Source organism: Macrococcus sp. CoH-51_TC_04, assembly GCF_058188655.1.
The window spans coordinates 368,183-394,296 of the sequence record NZ_JBVGOY010000001.1 but is presented as its reverse complement, the minus strand read 5'-3'; the positions used below and the strand labels follow the sequence as shown (position 1 = coordinate 394,296).

30 protein-coding genes are annotated in these 26,114 nt (G+C 36.4%); 29 read left to right on the top strand and 1 reads right to left on the bottom strand.

What is annotated here, in order from left to right:
• The first annotated feature begins 51 nt into the window (after window positions 1-51).
• The 20 genes from der (at window position 52) to ACZ2V4_RS01920 (ending at window position 15,733) form a co-directional block, all read left to right on the top strand.
• On the top strand, window positions 52-1,362 hold the full coding sequence (gene der / locus ACZ2V4_RS02015) for a ribosome biogenesis GTPase Der (protein ID WP_219491805.1): 1,311 nt from the start codon (window positions 52-54) through the stop codon (window positions 1,360-1,362).
• Window positions 1,363-1,372: 10 nt separating this feature from the next.
• Window positions 1,373-2,371: an NAD(P)H-dependent glycerol-3-phosphate dehydrogenase gene (locus ACZ2V4_RS02010; protein WP_490514459.1), complete on the top strand. Its 999-nt coding sequence runs from the start codon at window positions 1,373-1,375 to the stop codon at window positions 2,369-2,371.
• Between the two features lie 9 nt (window positions 2,372-2,380).
• Window positions 2,381-2,587 carry a DUF2768 family protein gene (locus tag ACZ2V4_RS02005; protein WP_219491800.1) on the top strand — a complete coding sequence of 69 codons (207 nt, stop codon included), beginning with the start codon at window positions 2,381-2,383 and terminating at the stop codon, window positions 2,585-2,587.
• Window positions 2,580-3,281 carry a YphF family lipoprotein gene (locus ACZ2V4_RS02000; protein WP_490514458.1) on the top strand — a complete coding sequence of 234 codons (702 nt, stop codon included), beginning with the start codon at window positions 2,580-2,582 and terminating at the stop codon, window positions 3,279-3,281. The genes ACZ2V4_RS02005 and ACZ2V4_RS02000 overlap by 8 nt, the downstream gene beginning before the upstream one ends.
• Window positions 3,282-3,392: 111 nt before the next feature.
• Window positions 3,393-3,665, top strand: a complete 273-nt coding sequence (locus ACZ2V4_RS01995) for an HU family DNA-binding protein (RefSeq protein ID WP_041636009.1) — start codon at window positions 3,393-3,395, stop codon at window positions 3,663-3,665.
• A gap of 100 nt (window positions 3,666-3,765) precedes the next feature.
• Window positions 3,766-4,197, top strand: coding sequence for a hexaprenyl-diphosphate synthase small subunit (gene hexs-a, locus ACZ2V4_RS01990; protein WP_490514457.1), 432 nt, complete (start codon window positions 3,766-3,768; stop codon window positions 4,195-4,197).
• Complete coding sequence (locus ACZ2V4_RS01985) at window positions 4,190-4,912, top strand: demethylmenaquinone methyltransferase (protein ID WP_283722118.1); 723 nt, start codon at window positions 4,190-4,192, stop codon at window positions 4,910-4,912. Before hexs-a ends, ACZ2V4_RS01985 begins: the two co-directional genes overlap by 8 nt.
• A gap of 5 nt (window positions 4,913-4,917) precedes the next feature.
• Window positions 4,918-5,895, top strand: a complete 978-nt coding sequence (gene hexs-b / locus ACZ2V4_RS01980; RefSeq protein WP_219491791.1) for a hexaprenyl-diphosphate synthase large subunit — start codon at window positions 4,918-4,920, stop codon at window positions 5,893-5,895.
• Window positions 5,896-5,966: 71 nt separating this feature from the next.
• Window positions 5,967-6,413, top strand: coding sequence for a nucleoside-diphosphate kinase (gene ndk / locus ACZ2V4_RS01975; RefSeq protein ID WP_219491789.1), 447 nt, complete (start codon window positions 5,967-5,969; stop codon window positions 6,411-6,413).
• 119 nt (window positions 6,414-6,532) lie between these two features.
• Window positions 6,533-7,693 carry a chorismate synthase gene (gene aroC, locus ACZ2V4_RS01970; protein WP_219491786.1) on the top strand — a complete coding sequence of 387 codons (1,161 nt, stop codon included), beginning with the start codon at window positions 6,533-6,535 and terminating at the stop codon, window positions 7,691-7,693.
• A 9-nt stretch (window positions 7,694-7,702) separates the two neighbouring features.
• Entirely contained in the window at window positions 7,703-8,776 is a 1,074-nt protein-coding gene (locus ACZ2V4_RS01965; RefSeq protein WP_420496024.1) for a 3-dehydroquinate synthase, read from the top strand.
• Window positions 8,773-10,074 (top strand): 3-phosphoshikimate 1-carboxyvinyltransferase, encoded by a 1,302-nt coding sequence (aroA, locus tag ACZ2V4_RS01960; RefSeq protein WP_420493750.1) that lies wholly within the window; start codon window positions 8,773-8,775, stop codon window positions 10,072-10,074. The genes ACZ2V4_RS01965 and aroA overlap by 4 nt, the downstream gene beginning before the upstream one ends.
• Window positions 10,074-11,288, top strand: a complete 1,215-nt coding sequence (locus ACZ2V4_RS01955; protein ID WP_219491778.1) for a tetratricopeptide repeat protein — start codon at window positions 10,074-10,076, stop codon at window positions 11,286-11,288. The genes aroA and ACZ2V4_RS01955 overlap by 1 nt, the downstream gene beginning before the upstream one ends.
• Window positions 11,275-11,802: a YpiB family protein gene (locus ACZ2V4_RS01950; protein ID WP_219491774.1), complete on the top strand. Its 528-nt coding sequence runs from the start codon at window positions 11,275-11,277 to the stop codon at window positions 11,800-11,802. The genes ACZ2V4_RS01955 and ACZ2V4_RS01950 overlap by 14 nt, the downstream gene beginning before the upstream one ends.
• Window positions 11,803-11,804: 2 nt before the next feature.
• Complete coding sequence (locus ACZ2V4_RS01945; protein ID WP_219491771.1) at window positions 11,805-12,230, top strand: DUF2487 family protein; 426 nt, start codon at window positions 11,805-11,807, stop codon at window positions 12,228-12,230.
• Window positions 12,231-12,347: 117 nt separating this feature from the next.
• A complete protein-coding gene (locus ACZ2V4_RS01940) occupies window positions 12,348-12,851 on the top strand; it encodes a QcrA and Rieske domain-containing protein (RefSeq protein WP_012657018.1) in 504 nt (167 codons plus the stop codon).
• Between the two features lie 11 nt (window positions 12,852-12,862).
• Window positions 12,863-13,537, top strand: a complete 675-nt coding sequence (qcrB, locus tag ACZ2V4_RS01935) for a menaquinol-cytochrome c reductase cytochrome b subunit (RefSeq protein WP_012657017.1) — start codon at window positions 12,863-12,865, stop codon at window positions 13,535-13,537.
• Window positions 13,538-13,567: 30 nt separating this feature from the next.
• Window positions 13,568-14,356 carry a menaquinol-cytochrome c reductase cytochrome b/c subunit gene (locus ACZ2V4_RS01930; protein ID WP_219491769.1) on the top strand — a complete coding sequence of 263 codons (789 nt, stop codon included), beginning with the start codon at window positions 13,568-13,570 and terminating at the stop codon, window positions 14,354-14,356.
• Between the two features lie 53 nt (window positions 14,357-14,409).
• Window positions 14,410-14,988: a DUF1405 domain-containing protein gene (locus ACZ2V4_RS01925; protein ID WP_219491766.1), complete on the top strand. Its 579-nt coding sequence runs from the start codon at window positions 14,410-14,412 to the stop codon at window positions 14,986-14,988.
• Window positions 14,989-15,037: 49 nt separating this feature from the next.
• The gene (locus ACZ2V4_RS01920) at window positions 15,038-15,733 is read left to right on the top strand and encodes a zinc metallopeptidase (protein WP_219491764.1); all 696 of its coding nucleotides are present in this window, start codon (window positions 15,038-15,040) and stop codon (window positions 15,731-15,733) included.
• 51 nt (window positions 15,734-15,784) lie between these two features.
• Here ACZ2V4_RS01920 and ACZ2V4_RS01915 read toward each other — a convergent pair whose 3' ends face one another.
• Window positions 15,785-16,657 carry a YitT family protein gene (locus tag ACZ2V4_RS01915; RefSeq protein ID WP_420496023.1) on the bottom strand — a complete coding sequence of 291 codons (873 nt, stop codon included), beginning with the start codon at window positions 16,655-16,657 and terminating at the stop codon, window positions 15,785-15,787.
• 58 nt (window positions 16,658-16,715) lie between these two features.
• Here ACZ2V4_RS01915 and ACZ2V4_RS01910 point away from each other — a divergent pair, with 58 nt between their 5' ends.
• From ACZ2V4_RS01910 to ACZ2V4_RS01870, 9 genes are all read left to right on the top strand, one after another.
• The gene (locus tag ACZ2V4_RS01910) at window positions 16,716-17,033 is read left to right on the top strand and encodes a nucleotide pyrophosphohydrolase (protein WP_420496022.1); all 318 of its coding nucleotides are present in this window, start codon (window positions 16,716-16,718) and stop codon (window positions 17,031-17,033) included.
• A 14-nt stretch (window positions 17,034-17,047) separates the two neighbouring features.
• The gene (gene bshA, locus ACZ2V4_RS01905) at window positions 17,048-18,181 is read left to right on the top strand and encodes an N-acetyl-alpha-D-glucosaminyl L-malate synthase BshA (RefSeq protein ID WP_283722123.1); all 1,134 of its coding nucleotides are present in this window, start codon (window positions 17,048-17,050) and stop codon (window positions 18,179-18,181) included.
• 2 nt (window positions 18,182-18,183) lie between these two features.
• Window positions 18,184-19,410 carry a CCA tRNA nucleotidyltransferase gene (locus ACZ2V4_RS01900; RefSeq protein ID WP_490514456.1) on the top strand — a complete coding sequence of 409 codons (1,227 nt, stop codon included), beginning with the start codon at window positions 18,184-18,186 and terminating at the stop codon, window positions 19,408-19,410.
• Complete coding sequence (locus ACZ2V4_RS01895; RefSeq protein ID WP_420496020.1) at window positions 19,397-20,362, top strand: biotin--[acetyl-CoA-carboxylase] ligase; 966 nt, start codon at window positions 19,397-19,399, stop codon at window positions 20,360-20,362. Before ACZ2V4_RS01900 ends, ACZ2V4_RS01895 begins: the two co-directional genes overlap by 14 nt.
• Window positions 20,363-20,371: 9 nt before the next feature.
• On the top strand, window positions 20,372-22,924 hold the full coding sequence (locus ACZ2V4_RS01890; RefSeq protein ID WP_420496019.1) for a helicase C-terminal domain-containing protein: 2,553 nt from the start codon (window positions 20,372-20,374) through the stop codon (window positions 22,922-22,924).
• Between the two features lie 73 nt (window positions 22,925-22,997).
• Window positions 22,998-24,293 (top strand): asparagine--tRNA ligase, encoded by a 1,296-nt coding sequence (gene asnS, locus ACZ2V4_RS01885; RefSeq protein WP_219491746.1) that lies wholly within the window; start codon window positions 22,998-23,000, stop codon window positions 24,291-24,293.
• A 128-nt stretch (window positions 24,294-24,421) separates the two neighbouring features.
• Complete coding sequence (locus ACZ2V4_RS01880) at window positions 24,422-25,096, top strand: DnaD domain protein (protein ID WP_420493744.1); 675 nt, start codon at window positions 24,422-24,424, stop codon at window positions 25,094-25,096.
• The gene (nth, locus tag ACZ2V4_RS01875; protein WP_219491742.1) at window positions 25,086-25,739 is read left to right on the top strand and encodes an endonuclease III; all 654 of its coding nucleotides are present in this window, start codon (window positions 25,086-25,088) and stop codon (window positions 25,737-25,739) included. The genes ACZ2V4_RS01880 and nth overlap by 11 nt, the downstream gene beginning before the upstream one ends.
• Window positions 25,736-26,047, top strand: coding sequence for a YpoC family protein (locus tag ACZ2V4_RS01870; RefSeq protein ID WP_219491740.1), 312 nt, complete (start codon window positions 25,736-25,738; stop codon window positions 26,045-26,047). The genes nth and ACZ2V4_RS01870 overlap by 4 nt, the downstream gene beginning before the upstream one ends.
• Window positions 26,048-26,114: the final 67 nt, after the last annotated feature.

Sequence of the window (26,114 nt, the reverse complement as noted above, 5' to 3'; positions counted from 1 at the left end):
ATGATAAACTATGTTAAAATAATAGGGATATTATTTGAGAGGATAGATAAAATGACAAAACCAACGATAGCGATTGTAGGTCGTGCAAATGTAGGGAAATCTACAATTTTTAATAGAATCGTCGGGGAACGTGTTTCGATTGTAGAAGACACACCCGGAGTTACAAGAGATAGAATTTATTCGAGCGGAGAATGGTTGACACATGAATTCAATATTATAGATACAGGTGGGATTGAGCTAGGTGATGAGCCTTTCCAGGAGCAGATTCGTGCTCAGGCAGAAATTGCGATTGAGGAAGCGGATGTTATCATCTTTATGGTAAATGGACGTGACGGGATTACGAATGAAGATGATTTCGTGGCAAAACTATTATTTAAATCAAGCAAGCCTGTTGTATTAGGTGTCAATAAGATTGATAATCCTGAAATGCGTGCAGATATATACGAATTCTACTCATTAGGATTTGGAGAGCCTATTCCGATCTCTGGATCACATGGTTTAGGTATTGGAGACTTGCTGGATGAAGCGGCAAAGCACTTCCCTGAGCAGCAGGAAGAAGATTATGATGATGATGTTATCAAATTCTCTCTTATAGGAAGACCAAATGTGGGGAAATCGAGTTTAATCAATGCAATCCTTGGTGAGGAGCGTGTTATCGTATCACCAGTCGCAGGTACAACACGAGATGCAATAGATACGGTATACACTTTTGAGGATCAGGAATACGTGATGATCGATACAGCTGGAATGCGTAAAAAAGGTAAGGTATATGAGGCAACGGAACGTTATTCTGTATTACGTGCCTTGAAAGCAATCGAACGTTCTAACGTTGTGCTGGTTGTTATCGATGCTGAAGAAGGTATTATTGAACAGGATAAGAAGATTGCTGGATATGCCCATGAAGCAGGTAAAGCTATTGTTATCGTTGTAAACAAATGGGACACTGTTGAGAAAGACTCAAAAACGATGAAGAAGTTTGAAGATAAAGTGCGTGAAAACTTCCAGTTCTTAGATTATGCACCGATTGCCTTTGTTTCTGCAAAGGAACGCAAACGTCTGAATACATTATTCCCGCTGATTAATATGGCAGGGGAAAACCATCGTAAACGAGTTCAAAGCAGTACGCTTAATGAAGTGATCACTGATGCTGTTGCAATGAATCCAACACCAACACATAAGGGCAGTCGATTAAACATCTTCTATACGACACAAGTTGCGATTGAGCCACCAACTTTTGTATTCTTCGTCAACGATGTTGAGATGATGCATTTCTCTTATCAAAGATTTTTAGAAAATAGAATTCGTGCAGCCTTTGGATTCGAAGGAACACCACTACATTTAATTGCAAGAAAGAGAAATTAGGAGTGATTGTATGCTACAAGTTTCAGTAATCGGTACAGGTTCATGGGGTACTGCACTAGCGAATATACTTTCAGAGAATCAGCATGACGTTTTAATGTGGGGGAAGACCCAAGCTACCGTTGATGAAATCAACACGCATCATACGAATGAAAAGTATCTTAAAGAGATTCAGCTGCACGATGTATTGCAAGCGACTTCAAATATTCAGCAAGCAGTACTGCATGCAAAGGTAATCATAATAGCTGTTCCTACGAAAGCGATTCGTTCAGTCATGCAGCAGATTAATGAGGTTGCGGATGAAAAGAAAATTTTTATTCATGTTTCTAAAGGGATAGAGCCTATAACATTTAAAAGAATCTCTGAAATGATAACCGAAGAGATGGATCCTGAGAAGTTTGAAGGTGTCGGTGTTCTGAGTGGGCCGAGTCATGCTGAAGAACTTGCACTTCAGCATCCGACAACGGTGGCTGTAGCAAGTGACAACAAACAGATTAAGCAGATTGCACAAGATATTTTTATGAATTCGTATTTTAGAATCTATACGAATGATGACTTGATTGGTGTTGAAATTGGAGGTGCGCTTAAGAATATTATCGCACTTGCAGCAGGGATAACAGATGGCCTTGGCTATGGAGACAATGCTAAAGCAGCCTTGATGACACGTGGTCTCGCTGAAATCACACGCCTTGGAACGAAGATGGGAGCAGATCCGTTAACATTTCTTGGGCTTGCAGGGATTGGCGATTTGATTGTGACATGTACATCAGTACATTCACGAAACTGGAAATGTGGCAATATGCTGGGTAAAGGTGCTTCTCTAGAGGAAGCGCTGGCACAAATGGGTATGGTCGTTGAAGGAGTCCGTACGACACAAGCTGCAAACGAAATGGCACAAGCATTTGGTGTTGAGATGCCGATCACACAATCCTTATATAAGGTGCTGTTTGAAGGTCTTGATGTCAATGAAGGAGTTAGGAATTTGATGAACAGAGAAAAAACGAACGAATAGAGGTAGACTATGTTTAATATTTCTAGAATGGATTTAATGTGGGTATCATTTTATTCGCTTGGGCTAATGCTTCTTGCAATGATGCTTATTTATCTCGCAAGGTTTAAGATTGCTAATAAACCATTGAATATGATTGTTACGTTTCTTGCATATGCAGCATTGCTTATAAGTGCACTGCTCATGTTTGTCGTGTTAGGTGGTTCTAGTTATGCGTAAATCTTTATTATTATTACTGGTTTCTTTGCTGCTCAGTGGATGCATGTATCCTAAAGAAGCGCTTGAACAAAATCAAGTCGCACCTCAAGATCAGCTGAACATGGTTCAAAATGCTGTTGAAAGTTATCAGAAGGATACCGGTGGATTGCTACCACTGAAAGATAGAGATCAGACTTATGAAATCTATTTAAAGCATCCAGTTGATTTTGGAAAGTTAAAACCAAAATATCTTTCGCAGTTACCAGGCTCATCATTTGAAATGGGTGGCTATTATCAGTATGTGATGATGGACGTAGATAAAAATCCTAAAGTGATGATTGTAGATCTAAGAACATCAGATACTTTAAAAAATTTAAGAATTCGACTCGAGACGAAATCGAATGAATTGGCATTAGGAAAGAAGATAGGTCCAAACCTTTATAAAATTAACTATAAGAAATACGGTCTTGATCAATACCCGACAGTGAAGAGCCCCTATTCGGGCGAGGCATTACCTATTTATATCAACGGGGGGGACGAATTTAAGATAGATTACTCTCTTGATCTTGGTCGTGCACTACAGAAACATCAGGTAAAACAAGGGGAGGATATCCGATATATTCTCTATCAGGACAACCCAATATTACCTGCCTATTCAGTACCTTATACTGTAGATGATAAGAATGAACCCGTTTTCAAAACCGTACAACGCTAAAAAATTGTTGATAATATACAATAACCGTTGCAGTGACAACGTTTATTGTGTTAAAGTCATAACAGAATGATATTTTATATCATTTACATAATGTTGGGGAGGTGAATTGACATGAATAAAACAGATTTAATCAATGCAGTTTCTGATAGTGCAAACTTAACTAAGAAAGAAGCAGGTTTAGCAGTTGATGCTGTTTTCGAATCAATTCAAAAATCACTATCTAATGGTGAGAAGGTACAATTAATTGGTTTCGGTAACTTTGAAGTTCGCGAACGTGCTGCACGTAAAGGACGTAATCCGCAAACTGGTGATGAGATTGAAATCCCAGCAAGCAAAGTTCCAGCATTCAAAGCTGGTAAAGCATTAAAAGATGCAGTGAAATAAATGCATCTAAAGCCCACTATGGGCTTTTTTTATTTGTTCTTATACCATTTTTTATGAATTATCGTTATAATAATGGAAGGACAAAAATTGAGGTATGGCAATGAAATATTTAGTTAACCTAGAAAATCAGATTAAAGAGCTAAAAAAACGATATGCATATTTTCAGATGATCAATTTTGAGCAGGAAATCATTGATATTGTGAGCAATCTTAAAGTAGATGACAATGTTAAAAGTGCAATCGTTGTTATTGATACAAGTATGCGTATGCAAAGTGTGATCAATGATGATAATAAAGACAGGCTTGTGCTATCTACTGACATATTAAGTGCGTTATTTTATCGCTATTTATCACAGCCGTTTTTACAAGATGACTTTAAAGTTTTAACGCGATGTGTCACGCGTATTAATGAATTGAAAGAATTACGTTTAACGATAACTGAACAAGATAAATTAACAGAAATAGATCAGGAAATTCATTATATGTTTGTACAACCTTATATGAATGATGAGAAAGTGGTGGCTTATGAGTAAACAGTTAAATGGACAAGAAAAAAGTGAATTAGTACATGATGTTTTTCAAAATGTTTCAACGAAATATGATCGATTAAACGATATAATAAGTTTCAATCAGCATAAATCGTGGCGTAAATATACGATGAAACAAATGAAAGTTAAAAAGGGCGCAAAAGCACTGGACGTATGCTGTGGCACAGGGGACTGGACAATACAGATGTCTCAGGCAGTAGGTAGTCATGGCCACGTTACAGGTCTGGATTTCAGTGACAACATGTTAAGTGTCGCACATAAAAAAACGGATCATATTGCTAATATTAATCTTATTCATGGTAATGCGATGGATTTACCATTCGAAGACAATACATTTGACTATACGACAATTGGTTTTGGATTACGCAATCTGCCGGATTATAAGAAAGGCTTAGAAGAAATGTATCGTGTATTAAAACCTGGAGGAATGATTGTAGTCTTAGAAACAAGTCATCCAACGATGCCAGTATTTAAACAAGGATATAAGCTGTATTTTAAATACATTATGCCTTTCTTTGGTAAAGTTTTCGCGAAATCAATGAAAGAATACAGCTGGTTACAGCAAAGTGCATTTGAATTCCCGGATAAATACACGTTAGCGCATTTAATGGCTGAAACGGGCTTTACACATATTAAATTCAAAGGCTTTACAGGTGGCGTAAGCGCGATGCATCTCGCATACAAACCAAAAGAAAACTAGAATGGATGATTGCTGTGAGTTATAAAGCATTTTTACAACCATATATATTTGAAGTTGAACAGAGGTTACAGACGTTAATTCAAAGTGAATCTACAGTGATCACCGATGCATCTAAGCATATATTAAATTCTGGCGGTAAACGCGTGAGACCGATGTTTGTACTGTTAAGCGGATTTCTAGCTAAAGGTGATAAAGAACATTTGATTCGTACAGCTGTATCACTGGAACTTATACACATGGCAAGCCTTGTTCATGACGATTATATAGATAATAGTGACAAACGTAGAGGTAATACTTCTGTGCATATGGCTTTTAACAAGGACACAGCAATTCGAACAGGACATTTCTTATTGGCTCGTGCATTAGAAAATATTGCAGAAATTAAGGATTCACAGTATCATCAAATATTCAGTGAAACAATATTAGAAGTTTGTTTCGGCGAATTTGATCAGATGGCAGATCGCTTTAATTATCCCATTACATTCACAGAGTATTTAAGACGCATTAATCGTAAAACTGCAATTCTCATTGAAGCAAGCTGTCATCTAGGAGCCGTGAGTACGAATCTTGATTCATATACAACCTATCATATCAAACAGTTCGGTCACTGCATTGGTATGAGCTACCAGATTATTGATGATATTCTGGATTATACGAGTAATGAAGCGACACTTGGTAAACCGGTAGGAAGTGACATCCGAAATGGACACGTCACCTACCCGCTTATAGCAGCGATTGATGTATTAAATCAGCGTGAGGATTACAGACTGGAACAAAGTGTAATGCAATTACAGCAAGCTTCAGATGAAGCGGTATTTGATTTTATCATTGAACAGGTGAAACGACATGGCGTACACTCTTCGGAAGTATTGAGCAGAAAGTACGGTGATAAAGCGAAATTTCATCTAGATCAACTGCCTGACAGTAACATCAAAAGCTATTTAGTACAAATTCATGAAAAAATGTTGAAACGTATTTATTAGTAATTGCAAGAAATCGCTTACAATGTTAAACTGTTTAAGGATTTACTAAATTAAAAGAGGTAGGGATAACCATGGAAAAAACATTTTTAATGATTAAACCTGACGGTGTAGGTCGCGGTCTTATCGGAGAAATCGTAAAACGTATTGAAAACAAAGGCATCAAAGTTGTAGGTGCTAAATTAATGACGGTGTCAGAGGATTTAGCTAAAACACATTACGGTGAGCATAGCGAAAAACCATTCTTCGGCGAATTAGTTGAGTTTATTACTTCAGGACCTGTATTTGCGATGGTACTTGAAGGTGAAAACGTTGTTGAAATCGGACGTACATTAGTAGGTAAAACAAACCCTGCCGAAAGTGCTCCTGGAACAATTCGCGGAGACTTTGGTATGACTGTTGGTAAGAACATCATCCATGGTTCAGATTCAGTCGCATCAGCTGACAAAGAAATCGCATTATGGTTTAAAGAAGAAGAAATTTTATCCTATGACTTAGTGACATCTGCTTGGGTGTACTAAATCGAAAACGATTAAATACTTAGGTTAAGACATATTTGTCTTGACCTTTTTCTTTTTGATTATAAATATCATTGTAAGTGCGTTATAATAATACTTATTATATATTGTGAGGTTTTAATATGAGATTTCTAACAGCCGGAGAATCACATGGTCCGAAACTAACTGTGATTATTGAAGGTATTCCATCGAACATGAAGTTATCAAGTGACATGATTAATAAAGAGATGTTCAAACGTCAAGGTGGTTATGGGCGTGGCCGTCGTATGCAGATTGAAAAGGATACAGTCATAATTACATCAGGTGTACGCCATGGCATTACACTCGGCAGTCCGATCACAATCGAAGTGATTAACGATGATCATAAACATTGGCTTAAGATTATGGGTGTAGAAGAAAGTGAAGAAATGACGCCGGATAAACGTAAGATTACAAAGCCGCGACCGGGTCATGCGGATTTAGTTGGTGGTATGAAATATCGTCATAGAGATTTACGTAATGTTCTGGAACGATCCAGTGCTCGTGAGACTGCTGCACGTGTTGCTGTCGGTGCAGTGTGTAAAGTGCTGCTTGAATCTTTAGGGATAAGTATCTATTCACGCGTCATAGAGATTGGTGGCGCACGAGATAATGGTGAATATACTCTGGATGAAATTAAGAAGAAAAATGACATAAATGATGTTCGATGCATTGATGAAACAGTGGCACAGACGATGCGTGATAAAATTGACGAAGCAAAGTCGAATGGGGACTCCATCGGTGGAGAAGTACAGGTTATTGCTGACGGCGTGCCAGTCGGTCTTGGCAGTTATGTGCAATATGATCGCAAGCTGGATGGTAAAATTGCACAATCTGTCATCAGTATCAATGCATTTAAAGCTGTGGGTTTCGGTGCAGGATATGATATGAAGCATCTACCTGGATCTAAAGTACAAGATCCAATCAGCTATAAAGAGGGTAGCGGCTACTCTAGAATGACTAACAATCTTGGGGGATTTGAAGGTGGCATGACGAATGGGATGCCGATTATAGTGAACGCTGTAATGAAACCTATACCGACGTTGTATAAACCGCTTCAATCTGTTGATATCGATACGAAAGAAGTATATCAGGCTTCAATCGAACGCAGTGATAGCTGTGCTGTACCTGCAGCATCCATTGTCTGTGAACATGCGGTTGCGTTTGAACTGGCAAAAGAGATATTAAATGAATTCCAGAGCAATGATTTAGAGCAGTTGAAAGAGAGTATTGCACGACATAGACAGGCAATCCTTGATTATTAAGGAGCAGATATGAAGTTAACGACAAACTATATAGACAATAATTATGATATTGTTGTAGAACACGAAGCATTCAATTTAAATCTTGACTTTAAACATTATGATAAACGTATCGCACTGATTGATGAATCCGTTCATCAGCTGCATCAACAGAAAATTGATTTGTTCTTGAGCAAGCATTCTATCTTAAAGTTGTTGATTCCAAGTGGCGAGCAAGTGAAAACAATACATCATTATAGCAAGGTGGTAGAAACGCTATTATCGATGCATGTAACAAGACACAGTTGTCTCTTTGCAATTGGAGGAGGTGCGACAGGTGATTTTACAGGATTTGTTGCAGCAACTGTCCTACGTGGCATTCATTTTATTCAGGTGCCCACAACAATACTTGCTCATGACGCCTCGATCGGTGGTAAAACTGGGATCAATGCAAGCGCAGGTAAGAATTTAATCGGTGCATTTAAACGACCTGATATGGTGATCTATGATCTGGATTTTCTAGATACGTTATCACAAAGCGAAAAGTTAAGTGGCTTTGCTGAAATTATTAAACACGTATTACTCAATGCTAATGGTCGTATTGGTAAAAGTGATACTTTATTAGAAATAATGCATGACGTTCAAGATGGAACTTGTTTGAGTGAGCTGCATGCGATTGATAAGTGGATAACGTTTGGTATTCAGACAAAGATGAAAGTTGTGCATGATGATGAATTTGAATCAGGTGTTAGAAAGTTTTTGAACTTCGGACATACTTTGGGGCATGCGATTGAATTTCATCATAAGTTACCTCATGGCATTGCAGTAATGCATGGCATGATCTATGCATTACTTTTAAGTGATGTGACTGAAACTGACATCCTATCACTCATGCGCTGGATGCACCATCTCGGGTTAAAGAAATTAGCCTATGATAACTTTGATATATATTACGAGCTTATGAGACAGGATAAGAAGAATGTAGCGAATGATATTAGTTTTGTATTGTACTGTGAAAATAATGGATATAAAGTAGAACAAGTAGATGTTAAACGTTTAAGGATGGCATTTGAGAGGTTAAGAAAGCTAGAAGGTGAACTGTTGTGAAATTAAAATATAATGGACCATTAACAGGAGAAATTTCTGTTCCTGGTGATAAATCGATAACGCATCGTGCAATTATGCTTGCGAGTTTAAGTAAAGGAAAGACGGTTATTTCAAAGCCATTACTGGGAGATGACTGTATTTCAACGATTAATATTTTCAGGAAGCTAGGCGTTCAGATTTCAATAGAAGAGGATAACGTTATCGTTGATTCACCAGGCTATGAGCAGTTTCGTGAGCCTGATGAAATCCTTTATACTGGAAATTCAGGGACTACGACACGATTATTATGCGGCTTACTTGCGGGTCTTCCGTTTAAAACGATATTGGACGGAGATGCATCCATTGCGCAACGTCCGATGGGGCGCGTGATCGAACCCTTAAGACAGATGGGGGTAAATATTAAGGGAAGGAATAATCAGTTTACACCGATTATCATCAATGATGGAGATATTTCTAAAGTACAGGGAATAGACTACATGATGCCTGTGAAAAGTGCTCAAGTAAAAAGTGCGATATTACTAGCCGGTCTATATGCAGATGATGAAGTGCACATCACTGAACAAGACATCTCTCGAAATCATACGGAATTAATGTTTAAAAACAGTAATATTGATATTGAGGTTAATGATAGAACAATCCTGTTAAAACCAAATGGTATACATGACATTAAGATGAATGATATACATATTCCTGGAGACATATCTTCGGCTGCCTTCTTTATTGTTGCTGCATTGATTATCCCTGGCAGCATGATTACTCTGCATGATGTTGGAACGAACGTAACGAGAAGTGGTATTCTAGAAGTTGTCAAGATGATGGGCGGTAATATTCAAGTTATTGACAAAGCACAACAGACAGAACCTGTAAGTGATATCATCGTTTCATATACGCATAATCTGACAGGAATTACGATTGAAGGTTCATTAATTCCGAAGCTTATTGATGAGATACCAGTGATTGCATTACTCTTAGCACATGCACAGGGCAGGAGTGAGATAAGAGATGCAGAGGAACTGAAGGTGAAAGAGACCAATCGAATTGATACGGTTGTTTCTGAACTGAACGCATTAGGTTATAAGTTAGAACCAACAACGGATGGTATGATCGTTTACGGTAAAGTAAAGGATGTGCGTGCACGTAATATCTTTGATTCTTATGGCGATCATCGTATCGGAATGATGCTTGCAGTTGCAGCATTACTTGAAAAGGTAGAAATCGAAATCAATCAATTTGAAGCGGTAAATATTTCATATCCGAACTTCATAGGACATATTAAGCAGTTAAAAGGAGATTTGTAATGGATATTAATCAATTAATCGATCAGATTCATCTGCAGCATCTAGAAGGCCTGAACGATAATGTTAAAAGGGCTTTATTTACAGATGATCATGATGCACTTTTTGAACTGGGTACAACCCTCATGCAGTTTGGTATTGTACAAGAAGGTAAACTTGTGTTTGAACGGCTGTTTGAACTATACCCCGATGAGCCTGAGGTACTAAGCTTTTATATCGAAAGTTTAATCGATACGAATGATATGGATCAAGCACTAATGATATTACATGGGCTTCCTAAAACAATAGAAAGATTGATGCTTGAAGCGGATATCTTTCAACAGCAGGATATGCCAGAAGTCGCAATTGAGAAGGTGAAGGAAGCTTATGAACTATCTAGTGAAGATCCAGTGCTTAGCTTTGCATTAGCAGAACTCTATTACTTTGACGGGCAGTATCTACCAGCTGTAAGAAACTACGAAACACTATTAAATAGTGGTATCGATGAAATTAATAATGTTAATTTGAATTTAAGGATTGCAGATAGTTTATTACAGACGGGTGATTATGATCAGGCGGTAGTTTACTATGAGAAAATAGACGAGAAAGATTATACGAGCGATGATTTCTTCAAAAAAGCGATTAGCTATCAAAAATCCGGGCTGATGGATAGAGCAATATCGACGCTGCAGTCTTTACTGGATAAAGATCCTGATTTTATGCAGGCATATCTGTTATTAGTTGAGCTGTTAGAAAGTGAACGCAAATATGAAGATGCAATCTTGGTAGGTCAGCAAGGGATACGATTAAATGAATTTTATAAAGAGCTGCTTGTGGATACTGGACGTATTATGATTAAGATGCATAATGAAGAAGGAGCAGACTATCTAATCCAGGCTCTAACAATCGATCCATCGTATACTGAAGCAGGATTAGTATTAGCAGACTACTATCGCAAAGAAGAACTGTATGAAGAGATGGTCCAGTTATTCACTGTTATTGACGAAGATGATATTGATCCAGAGATTTTATGGCATTTAGCATATAGCTATCAACAGCTGGAAAAAGATAAAGAAGCAAAGCATTTCTATAAAGAAGCTTATAATAGTCTGAATGAAAATGTCTCTTTCCTGAAAGATTATTATTATTACACCCGAGAAATAGCAGATCGATCTCGCAGCGAACAGCTCTACGAAATAATTATTGGTCTGGAACCGGAGTTTGATGACGCATACTAATATTGTCGATGACCGCAGAAACTATATAAGATATCTGCTACTCAATCATAATATTGACAACAAGAACACGGTGTGGATATTAAACTTATTAAAAGATCGAGATGATATACTCTCCTATATTCATATTATGAGAGCTGATGCATTTATTAATCGTCTGATTATTTATCCAGACTTTAAATGTCATCTCGTACTTGCTCATGGAATTATTACCGATGCTTTTGTCATTTTTCATTATTTATCTTCATTAAATCATGATATTTATCTGGATGTCATACTTCATGATAACAAATATGTTGAAATTGAGATAAAAGAACTGCTGAGCTATGTAGTAATATCATTAAATAACTTTGAATACAAAGAAATTAAGAACAAGCTTCACTATATCCAGCATAATGAAATTATAAAGAAAGAAGTTAAACGTTACATAGAGCCCTTGATTGAAGAAACTTTAGTGAATAAAGATAAGGATAAATTTAATCAACTTACGCATTTATTACAGATGATAGGAGAATAGGAATGCTTTTTAATCATAATGATCTTATGTTGCTGAACGATCAGATAGAATATATTGATACTGCAATCATCCCGGCAATACCAGCCAACTATACTTCTCGACTTTTAGATATAGCAGATCAATATGAAATGATTCAATATGTAACTTTAGGTGCTGAACAACAGTTTAAAGGACGTCTCCTTGTATTGCCTCCAGTGCAAATTTTAGGTGACTATGATCCGATTGGTCTTATAGATACACAACTTAAAGAATATGGATTCAAGAATATCGTTGTCGTATGTCCACAAACATTACAAATTGATGCTGATAATGTCCATAAAGTGAGTATCATTCCATTAGAATCTATGGATAATGAAATGAAACAGGAATTTATTCAGGATAATGTCAAATCGTTGATGAAATTTATTATTACACTTTGGAATAAATAATGACAATTTTAGTACTTAAATTGTGACATCTTATTGACCAAGCTATATTTATAGGCTAAAATTGATATGTCCTAGTATATTTTATAAAAAGAATCGCATTAGAGGGGGGAAAATTAAATGAGCCAACGTGTCACACGACGCCAATTTTTAAACTATTCCTTAATGGGAGTTGGATCATTTATGGCTGCTGGTATGGTTATGCCTTTAGGTCGTTTTGCACTAGATCCAGTATTTAAAAGTGGTGCAGCTGGAGATATGATCACTACTAGCGTTAAAGTTTCAGAAATTAAAGAAGAACCGACAAAGGTTGACTTTAAATTCGAACAAAAAGATGCATGGTACACGAGTGAAGTAACAGAATTTGCATGGGTATATAAAGAAGGCGATGAAATTATTGCTTTATCTCCTGTATGTAAACACTTAGGTTGTACAGTATCTTGGAATGGTGATAAAGGTAATCCGAACCAATTCTTCTGTCCATGTCATAATGGTCGTTATGAGAAGAATGGTAAGAACGTTCCTGGTACACCACCGCTTGGGCCTTTAGACCAATATAAAGTTGGAGAAAAAGGCGGAATGTTAACAATCGGTAAAAAACACGAAAATGAATTAGTGAAATAGGAGGGGACAAAATGATCGATAAAATCTATGATTGGGTCGATGACAGACTCGATATTACACCAATTTGGCGCGATATCGCAGATCATGAGGTGCCTGAGCATGTTAACCCTGCTTATCACTTTTCTGCATTCGTATACTGTTTTGGTGGATTAACATTCTTTATTACTGTAATACAAGTTTTATCAGGTATGTTCTTAACGATGTATTATGTACCAGATATTGTTAACGCCTGGAAATCAGTTTATTATTTACAGCATGATGTAGCAGCAGGTGTTATCGTACGTGGTATGCATCACTGGGGTGCGAGTCTAGTAGTAGTAATGATGTTCTTACATACACTACGCGTATTCTTCACGGGATCATATAAACAACCACGTGAATTAAACTGGTTAGTCGGAGTATTAATTTTCTTCGTAATGTTAGGATTATCGTTTACTGGTTATTTATTACCATGGGATATGAAAGCATTATTTGCGACAAAAGTAGGTTTACAAATCGCTGAATCCGTACCGTTTATCGGTCCATGGGTAAAAACTTTATTAGCTGGTGACCCACATATTGTTGGAGCACAGACATTAACGCGATTCTTCGCGATTCATGTATTCTTCTTACCTGCATGTTTATTCGCGTTGTTAGCAGCTCACTTTATTATGATTAGAAAACAAGGTATTTCGGGGCCACTATAAACACGAATATTCTAAAAGGAGGTTATACAGATGCATCGCGGAAAAGGGATGAAATTTGTTGGTGATTCACGTATTAAATCTTATGAAAAACCAAAGTTAAATCGAGATTATTCAGAATTTCCTGGTAAAACAGAAAGCTTCTGGCCAGATTTCTTATTAAAAGAATGGATGACAGGTGCGGTATTCTTAGTTGCATATTTATGTTTAACAGTAGCGCATCCATCTCCATTAGAACGTATCGCGGATCCATCAGATACAGGTTATACACCTTTACCTGACTGGTACTTCTTATTCTTATACCAAATCTTAAAGTATACGTATGCTTCAGGACCATTTAATACATTTGGTGCGATTGTTATGCCAGGGATTGCATTCGGTGCATTAATGTTAGCACCTTGGTTAGATCGTGGACCAGAGCGTAAATGGAATAAGCGTCCATTAGCTTCAGGATTTATGTTATTAGCGGTAGCCATCATCTTCTATACGACTTGGGAATCTTCACATTACCATGATTGGAAGAAACAAGCTGCACAAGGTAAAATCGTATTCACAAATTTAGATAAGAAAGACCCGACATACGAAAAGATCATTAAATCTAACTGTACTTCATGTCACGGTGGAGAATTGACAGGTGGCGCTGGTCCAAACTTGGTTAAAGCGAATCTACCTGCAGCTGGTGTAGAAGCGTTTGTTAAAAATGGTAGTGGCGCAATGCCTTCATTTAAAGATACGCTGACAGAAGAACAAATTAAAGAAGTTGGAAAGTTCATCGAAGGTTTAGAAGAAACTGACGAGAACGGAAAGCCATTGAAAAAATAATATTTTAGAGAATCATCTTATTCTAGATGATTCTTTTTTTATGAGGTGATCACTTGTCACAATATTATTACTGGATACAAAATAAAAAGTTTCTCACATTGATTATATTTTGTAATATTGTCGGTACGGTGTATGGATACTACTGGTATTTAGGTCAACTTCAGCAGACGAAATGGTATTTTATACCGTTTGTTCCAGATAGTCCGACTGCATCATTATTTTTAGTGATTGCACTGACGGCAATATTAATGAATAAGCATCTTCCGATAATTGAAGTCCTTGCGTTCGTTACGCTGATAAAATATGGTGTCTGGGCTGTCGTTATGAATATCCTCGTCTTTATTACGCTAGATGATGTCACGGCGATGGGAATGATGCTTGTAATCTCACATGCAGTTATGGCAATACAGGCGTTATTATTTGTTCCTTTGTTCAGAGTCAGCTTATTATCAATCGGAATTGCATCAATATGGGTATTTCATAATGATGTCATAGACTATGTTTATATGCAGTATCCGGTTTACAGTATGCTTTCTGACTATATCCAGCATATCGGTTATTTTTCATTCTGGTTATCAGTGTTTAGTTTTGCTTTATTATTTATCTTGAATAGAGATAAATTATTTGATTAATTTTGACCAATAAATTAGAATTAAATTAAATCTATTAAGGAGTGTTTTGATGAGCTATATTCTTTATTTTATTATTATTATGCTGGTGCCGATGTATTTCCAGTATAAAGTAAAATCAACTTATAATAAGTACAGCAGGGTGAAATCTACAAGTGGTAAATCAGGACAGCAAGTAGCAGAGGAAATACTTGCAGCGAATGGTATTACAGATGTGAGAGTAGTAGAAGGCGAAGGCTTTCTATCAGATCATTACGATCCATCAAAGAAGCTTGTCGTACTTAGTCCCTCTAACTTCAGACAGCCAAGTGTTGCTGGTACTGCAATCGCTGCGCATGAAGTTGGTCATGCGATTCAGCATGCGACTGGATATAGTATGCTGAAGTTACGTAGCGCTTTGTTGCCTCTAGCAAATTTAGGAACAACATTCAGTTACTTGTTAATTATGGTCGGAGCAGTATTAACTGGCATTTCTCAGCAAGGCGGAGGAATTGGTTCTATGGCAATCTGGGCTGGTGTCATCTTAATGTCCTTTGCTGTATTATTCTCAATTGTTACACTGCCTGTTGAATTTGATGCAAGTAACCGCGCGATGAATCAAATAGAGAAATTAGGCATTGTGAATGCTGAAGAATATAAGCATGCGAAACGTGTACTATCAGCAGCCGCTATGACATATGTAGCAGCAACAGCAGTAGCAGTAGCAGAATTCTTAAGATTCTTCATGATGGCAAGAAATAGTGATTAATCATTAGTAGAGGTCAGAACAAATTTGTTCTGACCTCTCTTTTATCATCCATTATCTTTCAATGGGTTTTTTAAATTCATCTAATGTAAACCCTTCACCTAATACATCATGTACATCAAGTAATGATACAAATGCATGCGGGTCAATTGAGTGTATGATTTGTTTTAAACGTGTAATTTCATTTCTTGGTACGACACAATAGATGATGGGTCTTTCAGTCTGGGAGTAGTGACCATGAGCAGAGATAATCGTCACTCCGCGGTCAAGTAATGAATTGATTTCGTCTGATATTTCTTTATGTCGTTCTGAGATGATCATTGCGCCACGAGCAGAGTATCCAGAATCCTGAATGATATCAATCACGCGTGCTCCAACAAAAACGCATACTAACGTATACATTGTTATGATGTAATCACCGATTGTAATATAAGTTGCAATTAGAACAAGACAGTCAAATGCAAACATCGTTCTTCCCATAGCGATATCGAAGTATTTCTTCATCAAACGTGCCAGTATATCCACGCCTCCAGTAGTACCTCCAAATCTAAATATTATACCAAGACCCACGCCTATAAAAACGCCACCAAATAAACTTGCGAGTAGTAGATCATCTTTTAGGTCGATATGCATCGGATAGCGTTCACAAATCCATAAGAATAACGATACACTTAGCGTGCCTGTAAGCGTATAGATAAAAGACAACCTTCCTAGAAGCTTATACCCAACAAAAAATAGTGGAATATTAAAAATTAAGTTCATGAGAGCAGGGCTTGTACCAAATAAATGATATAATATTAACGCAATGCCGGTAAATCCACCTTCAGTCAGTTCGTTTGTCATATTGAAATTTACAATGCCAAAACTAAAAATAAATGCACCTATTAATATGAAGAAGATGTTGATTATATTAAGATGTATTTTCATATTTAATCTCCCTTCAAATTATATTATACATAATATTCTGTTATCTTGGAGGAAACGAATGAAAACATTAGAAGAAATGCAGCAAGAAGTTGATAAATATATTAGCCAGTTTAAGACAGGTTACTTTACACCGATGGAAAATATGGTTCGACTTACTGAAGAGGTAGGCGAGCTTGCGCGTGAAATCAATCATGTATATGGGCCAAAACAAAAAAAGTTAAGTGAACAAGAAAAACAAATAGGGATGGAGCTCGCTGATAACTTGTTTGTACTCATCTCTCTTGCAAATTCAATGGATATTGATCTAACCCATTATTTCGATAGAACAATGGAGAAATTTAATACAAGAGATTTTAATAGATTCGAAAGAAAATAACTGGAGGTTTTACTATGAAAATTGGAATTACATGTTATCCGACAATGGGAGGTTCAGGTATCATTGCTACTGAACTAGGAATAAAAATGGCAAAACGTGGACATGATGTGCATTTTATTACGTCTAATACACCATTTAGAATTCATTTTCAGATGCCTAATATTACTGTTCACCAGGTGGATGTCAATCAATATTCCGTCTTTCAATATCCACCTTATGATATTACACTTGCTACAAAAATAGCGGAAGTTATTAATCTGTATGATCTTGATGTCCTTCATATGCATTACGCTGTTCCCCATGCAATTTGTGGTATTCTTGCCCGACAAATTGCGAGAAAAGATGTAAAGATAGTAACGACTTTACACGGAACGGATATCACAGTATTAGGCTATGATTCAACGCTTAAGGAAGCAATTAAGTTTGGAATAGAAGATAGCGATGTTGTTACAAGTGTCAGTAATTCGTTAACAGAAGAGACCTATGAAATTGTTGCACCCAATAAAGAGATTCAGACGGTCTACAACTTTATTAACGAAGAAGATTTTAATAATACATCCAATCCTAAATTGAGGGCCTGCTATGGTATTACCGAAGAAGAAAAGGTAGTTATACACGTATCGAATTTCCGTAAAGTTAAACGCATACAAGACATCTTGAAAACATTTAAGCAAGTGTCTGAAAAGACTGCTTCTAAGTTATTATTGATTGGTGATGGGCCAGAGCTGTCAAATATGCGACTTTGTGCTGAGCAGCTGGGTATAGGTGACAAGGTGTTATTTCTTGGAAAGCAGGAACAAGTAGCACCATTATATCAGATGGCAGATTTATTCTTATTGATGAGTGAAAAAGAAAGTTTCGGTCTCGTATTGTTAGAGGCGATGCATTCCGGTGTCGTATGTATCGGAACAACAGCGGGAGGTATTAAAGAGGTTATCAGACATGGAGAAACAGGTTATATTGTGGATGTTGGAGATACGGAGGCTGCCGGAGAATATGCACTTGCTCTGTTAACAGATGATATACTTTATAAAAGATTCCAGAAAAACATGATAGAAGATATTAACTCACGATTTTCATCTGAACATATTACAGATCAATACGAAGCAATCTATAGTAATTTAATTGAAGGTGCAAGAGAACAGTGAGGATGCAGATCAAGAATATGATAAAGGCATTACAGCCACATGAGCAGCATCGATTTAAGTGCGCATTCGGTATCATCGAAACTTTAGAATCATATGGATACAAAGGCTATATCGTTGGCGGTGCTATTAGAAATCTATTAATGGGTATCCCAGTCAATGATATCGATATTACCACTGACTGTCTTCCAGAGCAGATGATCCGTATCTTCGAACGCACAATTCCTGTCGGGATTGAACATGGAACAGTTATAGTACTTGTTGACGACTTCCCATTTGAGGTGACAACGTTCAGAGAGGATGGCGAATATAAGGATCACCGAAGGCCAGACTCCGTAAACTTTGTAACGTCATTGAAAATAGACCTGGAACGAAGAGATTTTACTGTCAATGCGATTGCAGCAGACAAATATCAACTTTATGATTATTTTGACGGAACAAAACATATCGAAGACCAATTAATTCAAGCGGTTGGTAATCCTGCATTAAGATTTGAAGAAGATGCATTGCGGATTATACGTGCTTTAAGATTTATGAGCGTATTAGATTTTAAAATTGAGCAAGAAACGTTAGAAAATATGAAGGAAAGCGCACAATATCTTGAGTCTGTATCAATTGAAAGAATAATAATAGAGTTATGTAAACTTTTATCAGGGGTAAATGTAACAAGATCATTAAAGTTATTTTTTGAACTTGGAATTAATCGCTATATTCCGTTTTTTAAAGACATGAAGCCTTATATCGTTACCCAGCCGGTACTACTTTATGAATACATCTCAAGTTACATATTTCTTCATGATCAGACACTTTCACAGACACTTCCGCAACTGAAGTTGTCAAATGCTGAAAAGAAAAATATTAAACAGACAATAACGCTACTGCATCATTTGGTAGAAGGTGATAGAACAATCGAATATCTACTTTATCATTTTGGATTAGATTTCTTGAAACGTACACTGAGTCTTGCAAGGACGGTTAATATTGAAAATCTTCATATTAACTATAAGTCTTATGATGAGAAGTCACTTTCTGAAATATACGACGGGCTACCCATTCATTCGAGAGAGACTCTTGCAATCAATGGTACAATACTAATGGAATATTATAAAAGAAAAGGTGGTCCGTGGATAAAAGATATCCTGAGCATCACCGAGAATGCGGTTTTACACAACGAGGTGCAGAATACAAAAAATACTTTGCTGGAATGGATTGATTGTAATGTCGAAATATGAAAATGATATCGTTAAAATGTTGCTCGAGTCGAATACTTCTGTGTCAGGACAAAAGATTGCTGAACAATTAAATATATCACGAACTGCTGTATGGAAAGCGATTGACCAACTAAAGGACAGAGGATATAAGGTTGAATCTATCAGTAATAAAGGTTATCTGCTTGTTGCTTTTCCAAAACAGTGGGACAGTCATCTTCTCAGTAGCATATTAGAAAGGTCTTCATTATTTAATAAAGGATATATTTTTGAAGAACTTAAGTCTACTCAGGATGAAGCAGAAAAGATTGCTTTGTCAGAATCACAGCCTTTTATAGTGATTAGTGAGAAGCAGACGAAGGGTAGAGGTCGTTTTAAACGTCATTGGTCATCGCAGCCCAATACAGGGTTATGGATGAGTATCGTATTACAGCCTGACATCAGTTTGCAGAAACTAACAACATTTAATCTATTTATCGCACTTGCGCTCGCTAAAACAGTTGGATACTATCATCCAGATGTTAAAATAAAATGGCCCAATGATATTTATCTGAATGAAAAGAAATTAAGTGGATTCTTAACAGAAATTAAAGGGAGCCAGGATAATATCACTCAAATTATTTGTGGTATTGGTGTTAATTTAAATACCCAGCGCACTGATTTCCCGAATGAACTTGAATCAACTGCTACTAGTTTACATATTGAAACAGGTGATAATATTGATAGATATGAATTCCTTGAAAGACTAATACTGAATGTTGAGAAATATTATTATTTGTTCTTAACAGGAACATTTAGTGAAATCAAAGATGAATATGAATCATATGCCTTAATATTTGACCGAACATTAAAGTATACTGAAGGAAGTCGTGTAATTATTGGTCAAGCCGAGTCCTTGAATAATGATGGCACATTGAACGTAAAATCAGCAGAGGGTGATATGCATCGATTTATCAGTGCTGATATTGAATTGTAGGTGAAATTTATGAATAGAAAGTATGCCGTTGTCGATATTGAGACGACAGGAAATAATCTGGATAGTGATGAAATTATCCAAGTGGGTATTGCAATCGTTCAAAATAAAAAAATAATAGAGACATATGATACGTTTATTGCTTGTAATAACGAAATACCGGCCTTTATACAGTCTCTCACCAAAATTGACGCCATCGACCTTGTAGATGCACCAAACTTTAGTCATGTCGCATCACATATTATCAAACTTCTAGATGGCTGTGTGTTTGTTGCTCATAATGTACAGTTTGATCTAAGGTTCCTACAGAAGTACTTCAGTGAATCGGGACATAAATTTCAGCCCCGTTATATCATTGATACGGTTGATTGGTTTAAGATTGTCTATCCATCGCTAGAGCGATACCAATTGAAATCTATTGCTGATGATCTTGGAATTAAGTTAAGCAGTGCACATCGTGCAATCGATGATGCAATCGCAACTGCAGAAGTATTTATTGAAAGTATAAAAAAAGTTGCGACTTTCCCTTCGGATACAATCAAGATGCTCTATCAATTCGCTAAACGAATGCGTTATTCAAGTGATGAACTTTTGTTCGAAATCTTAGTTTCACAAACACAAGCGCATCATTATGAAAGCTGGAATGGACTCTACTACAATAAAGCAACAAAAAAGAATCCAAGTTTATATCCATTCGAAGAAGAATATCGCACCTATTTTAAACGTGCGATCAGTCAGCTGGGATATACATTTCGAGAGAAGCAGTGTGAGCTTTCTGAGCACATATACAGACAATTACGTGAAGACAGCGTTCTGACGATTGAAGCCGATCTTGGTGGTGGTAAGACTATAAGTTATTTACTGGCAGCTGTTTATTATTTAAGTACCTATAGGAAGTCGCTATTAATTTCTACATCTACGATTTTTCTGCAGAATCAACTCATTGATGAAGATTTAAGACGAATTGAACATGCATTGAAGATAAAAGTGCCTTTTCAGATTATCAAGAGTAGGCGCCATTACTTATCATTAGAATTTGTATCGTTTATTCTAGATGATCAGAAAGAGAATCATGATATTCTTCTTTTAAAGATGCAGCTTATTGTATACCTGCTGGAACCACATGGTGGAGATATTGATCGACTGAATTTAAATGGCGGGAGAAAAATTTATTTTGAATTGATGACTTCCATGTTCGATAGCGCTCAGCATCAACATTTTTCGTATGAGGATTCTAGTGAAACATTGCATATCGGTATAACGAACCATGCGCATCTTTTAAGTAGAAGAAAAGATAATATATTTAATCATTATGAACACCTTATTGTTGATGAAGCTCATCAGCTCTTGGATTATGCATTAAACAATTCTTATGATGCACTGAATTATCAAACAATCAAATATATTATTGGACAGACGATAAAGTCGGTTCCAGATAATACTTCTAACACTTTGGATACGCTTGTAGATATGGATTTTGAAATTAGCCAGCTCAATCATAAAATTGATGATATGTTTGACCATCTTCTGGAGAATTATTCCTCTAAATCCGTGGTAAAGGTAAAAGTAGAAGAGAATGATGATATATATATATTATTCAAAGAGATTCATTCGATGATTAATGTTTTGCTTTCATATGAAATGGATGTGTCTATACGAACGAGATTAGAGACCGTACAGCAATATTTCTTATCGGTATGGATACAGATAAAGGTCTATAAAGAATTGTATATTCATATGAAGAATAATAGTAAATCGGGAATGTCACTTATAAGTAAATCTATTAAATTAAATGAAATATTAACCAACAGAATCTTTGACCGTTTTACATCAAAGGTCTTTGTATCAGGTACGATGCAGACATTGTCGTTTCTAGAGCAATTCCATCCATCGCTAGACCATTTTTACAAGTATGAAAATACCTTTTCTAAATATAAGGCAACACTCTTTGTACCATCAGATATTCAGAACTACCACTATATGAAACAGGACCAGTATATTGAGTCATGTCTGCAATATATTCATTATTATCTTGAGAATATGTCTTCCAAAGTATTGATTCTGATGAATAGTTATCGTCAGATCGAGATACTAAGAAGTTATCTTGTAGAGCTGTATGATCCATCGTTAATTATTACTCAGACATCAGATGTTAATACGTCGAAGTTAAATGAACAGTTTAATACGCTTGACAATGGAATATTCTTAGCAACGCAGACGTTCTATGAAGGAGTAGACTTTAAGTATGATGGATTTAAGACAGTGATGATTATTTCATTACCATTTATGCACCCAGATGATCTGAATATTATGCTGATGCGAGATGAAGTGAATGATGTATTTATGGATTATCAGCTACCTGGTGCTGTAAATAAGCTGCATCAGGCAACAGGACGCTTAATTCGTAATGAACAGGATAGAGGTATGCTTATCTGTTTTGATCGTAGGCTACTTGAAGGACGTTATGCAAACTACTTTAGTCATGTTCTAAAGTCCTTTCATGTCAAATCCGGAACAATTGAAGACTTTACAGAAATTATCGAACAAATTAATCAAGAAAAGTAATGCACACCCCTTATCTTTCATGCAGATAATTGGTAAACTATAATTATAATAACAATGAAATGGAGAATTTTTTATGACGAAGATTACAATTAATCAATCACCTAATTACGTGGGTCAAACAGTTACGATTGGTGCATGGATCTTAAACAAGCGCTCTAGTGGTAAAATTGCCTTTTTACAGCTACGTGATGGTACAGGATTTATGCAGGCAGTTGTTGTTAAAGAATCCATTGGTGAAGATTTATTTAAAGTAGCCAAAGGTATTACACAGGAATCATCACTATTCATTACTGGTGTGATTAAAGAAGATGAACGTTCTGACTTTGGGTTTGAAATGGAAGTAACCGATCTCGAAGTTATTCATGAAGCGGTAGATTATCCCATTACACCTAAAGCGCATGGTACAGATTTCTTAATGGATCATAGACATCTTTGGTTGCGTTCTAAACGCCAGCATGCCGTTATGAAAATTAGAAATGAAATTATCAGAGCGACGTATGAATTTTTTAATGAACAAGGATTTACAAAGATTGATCCGCCAATACTAACTGGTTCAGCACCAGAAGGTACGAGCGAACTTTTCCATACGAAATATTTTGATGAAGATGCATTCTTATCTCAAAGCGGCCAGCTTTATATGGAAGCAGCAGCGATGGCACATGGAAAAGTATTCTCTTTCGGACCAACATTCAGAGCTGAGAAATCTAAGACGCGTCGCCACTTAATTGAATTCTGGATGATTGAGCCAGAGATGGCATTCTATAGACATGAAGATAGTCTGGAAGTGCAAGAGCAATATGTTACACACCTTGTAAAATCAGTACTTAAAAATTGTCAGTTGGATTTAAAGATTCTAGGACGCGATACAACAAAATTAGAACAAATTACGACACCATTCCCAAGAATAACATACACAGACGCAATCAAATTCCTAAAAGAACAAGGATTCGATGATATCGAATGGGGGGATGATTTCGGTGCACCTCATGAGACTGCAATTGCCAATCATTATGATAAACCAGTCTTCATCATCAATTATCCAACAAGTATCAAGCCGTTCTATATGCAGCCGAACCCGGAAGAAGAGGGTACTGTTAAATGTGCAGATATGATTGCTCCTGAAGGTTATGGTGAAATCATCGGAGGTTCGGAACGTATCGATGATCTTGAGCTATTACAACAACGTATTAAAGAACATGGTTTAGATCCAGAAGCCTATAGCTATTATACAGATTTAAGAAAGTATGGTAGCGTACCGCATTCAGGTTTCGGATTAGGTCTTGAACGTACAGTTGCATGGTTATCAGGAGTAGAGCATGTTAGAGAAACAAGTCCGTTCCCTCGTCTGTTGAACCGTCTCTACCCATAATTATTTCTATCCATTAAGTTAAATGAGAATCCGAACAATGTTTGAAAATGTTTATATTTTCTAGATTGTTCGGATTTTAATGTACAGCTAGCAATTATTAATATAAACAGTTGAAAGGAGCATGCATTATGGAACTGTTTAAAAAACCGGTGATCATACCACATCAGCTATTTAAATATTATCCGTTGTTAAACATTAGCGAAACTGAGTTGATGGTAATATTGAAAATTATAGAATTATCAGATGACCAACAGCTTCCCTCTTTTGAAATGCTTGCAGAACAGATGAGTATCAATCAAAATGAAATCATGCTGATTATCCAGAATTTAATTAGTAAAGATCTATTAAAGATAACCGTCGTTAAAGACAATCACGCACAGTTTAATGAAATTTTTGATTTTTCTTCCCTAGAAGAACAGTTAGATCAACTTCTAAAAAAACAAGCTAGAGTCGCAGATCAGCATAATAATCAATTGAATTTTGAGAAGGTGTTTGAACGTTTTGAAACGACATTTGGTAGACCGTTGACACCACTTGAAATTCAGACGATCAATCATTGGCTAGATAAAGATAACCATCATCTGGATCTAATCAATGAAGCATTAAATGAGGCATCTGTGCATAATAAACTAAGTATAAAGTATATCGATAGAATTCTGTTAAACTGGAAAAAGAAAAATGTTAAAAGTGTCGTGGATTCAAAAGAAGTAAGTAAACAGTTTAAGCAGAAAAATTTGGTAAAGCAAGTGCCAGATATTCCTGTATTTGACTGGGTAAATGGGGAGAGTCCTTATGATAAGTAAGAAAAAGACATTAGAAATGTTAGATATTATAGATGAGATGTTTCCGGATGCTGAATGTGAACTTGTGCATGACAATCCATTTGAACTAACGATTGCTGTGCTGCTATCTGCTCAATGTACGGACGTATTAGTGAACAAAGTGACAAAATCTTTGTTTCAGAAGTATAAGACTCCGGAAGATTATTTATCAGTTTCAATTGAAGAACTAATGGATGATATACGCTCAATAGGACTATATAAAAATAAGGCTAAAAATATTCAGGCATTATGTCGGATTCTAATTGATCGATATGAGGGTCAAGTTCCACAGTCTCATAGTGCGCTCGTTGAACTTCCAGGAGTAGGGCAGAAAACTGCAAACGTTGTCGTTTCTGTTGCATTTGGTATTCCCGCGCTTGCAGTAGATACACATGTAGAGCGTGTTTCAAAAAGACTTGGCATTTGCAGATGGAAAGATAATGTAAAACAAGTAGAAGCGACACTGACGAAACACATTCCGATGGAGCGATGGAATAAGACACATCATCAGCTGATTTTCTTTGGGCGTTATCATTGTACCGCACGTAATCCGAAGTGCCTTGAATGTCCATTATTACAGATGTGCAGAGAGGGCCGTAAAAGACATAAGGTGATAGTCCAATGAAAGAAGAACTGATTGAACTTGAAGCATCGATTGACGAAGCAATTAAGAACAGAAAAATGAAACAGAAGGAAAATCAGCAAAAAATTGATCGCTATTACCTATTGCTTATTAACATTTTGAATGAAATAAATGAAATTGATAGTACAGAAAGACAGTTAGATTATAACAAGAAACCTTTAAACTTCCATGACCGAATTGAATACTTTGAATCTCATAAATATCAGTATATGGGATATGAACAAATTAAAACGATGATGAAAGAAGTTTTAAAATTAAAGGCAGTCCATGATTTGAAGAAGAAAAAATAAAAAGAAGCCCTTATTTCATTCAATTAACAGCGTTGAAATGAAATAAGGGCTTCAATGTATAATATAT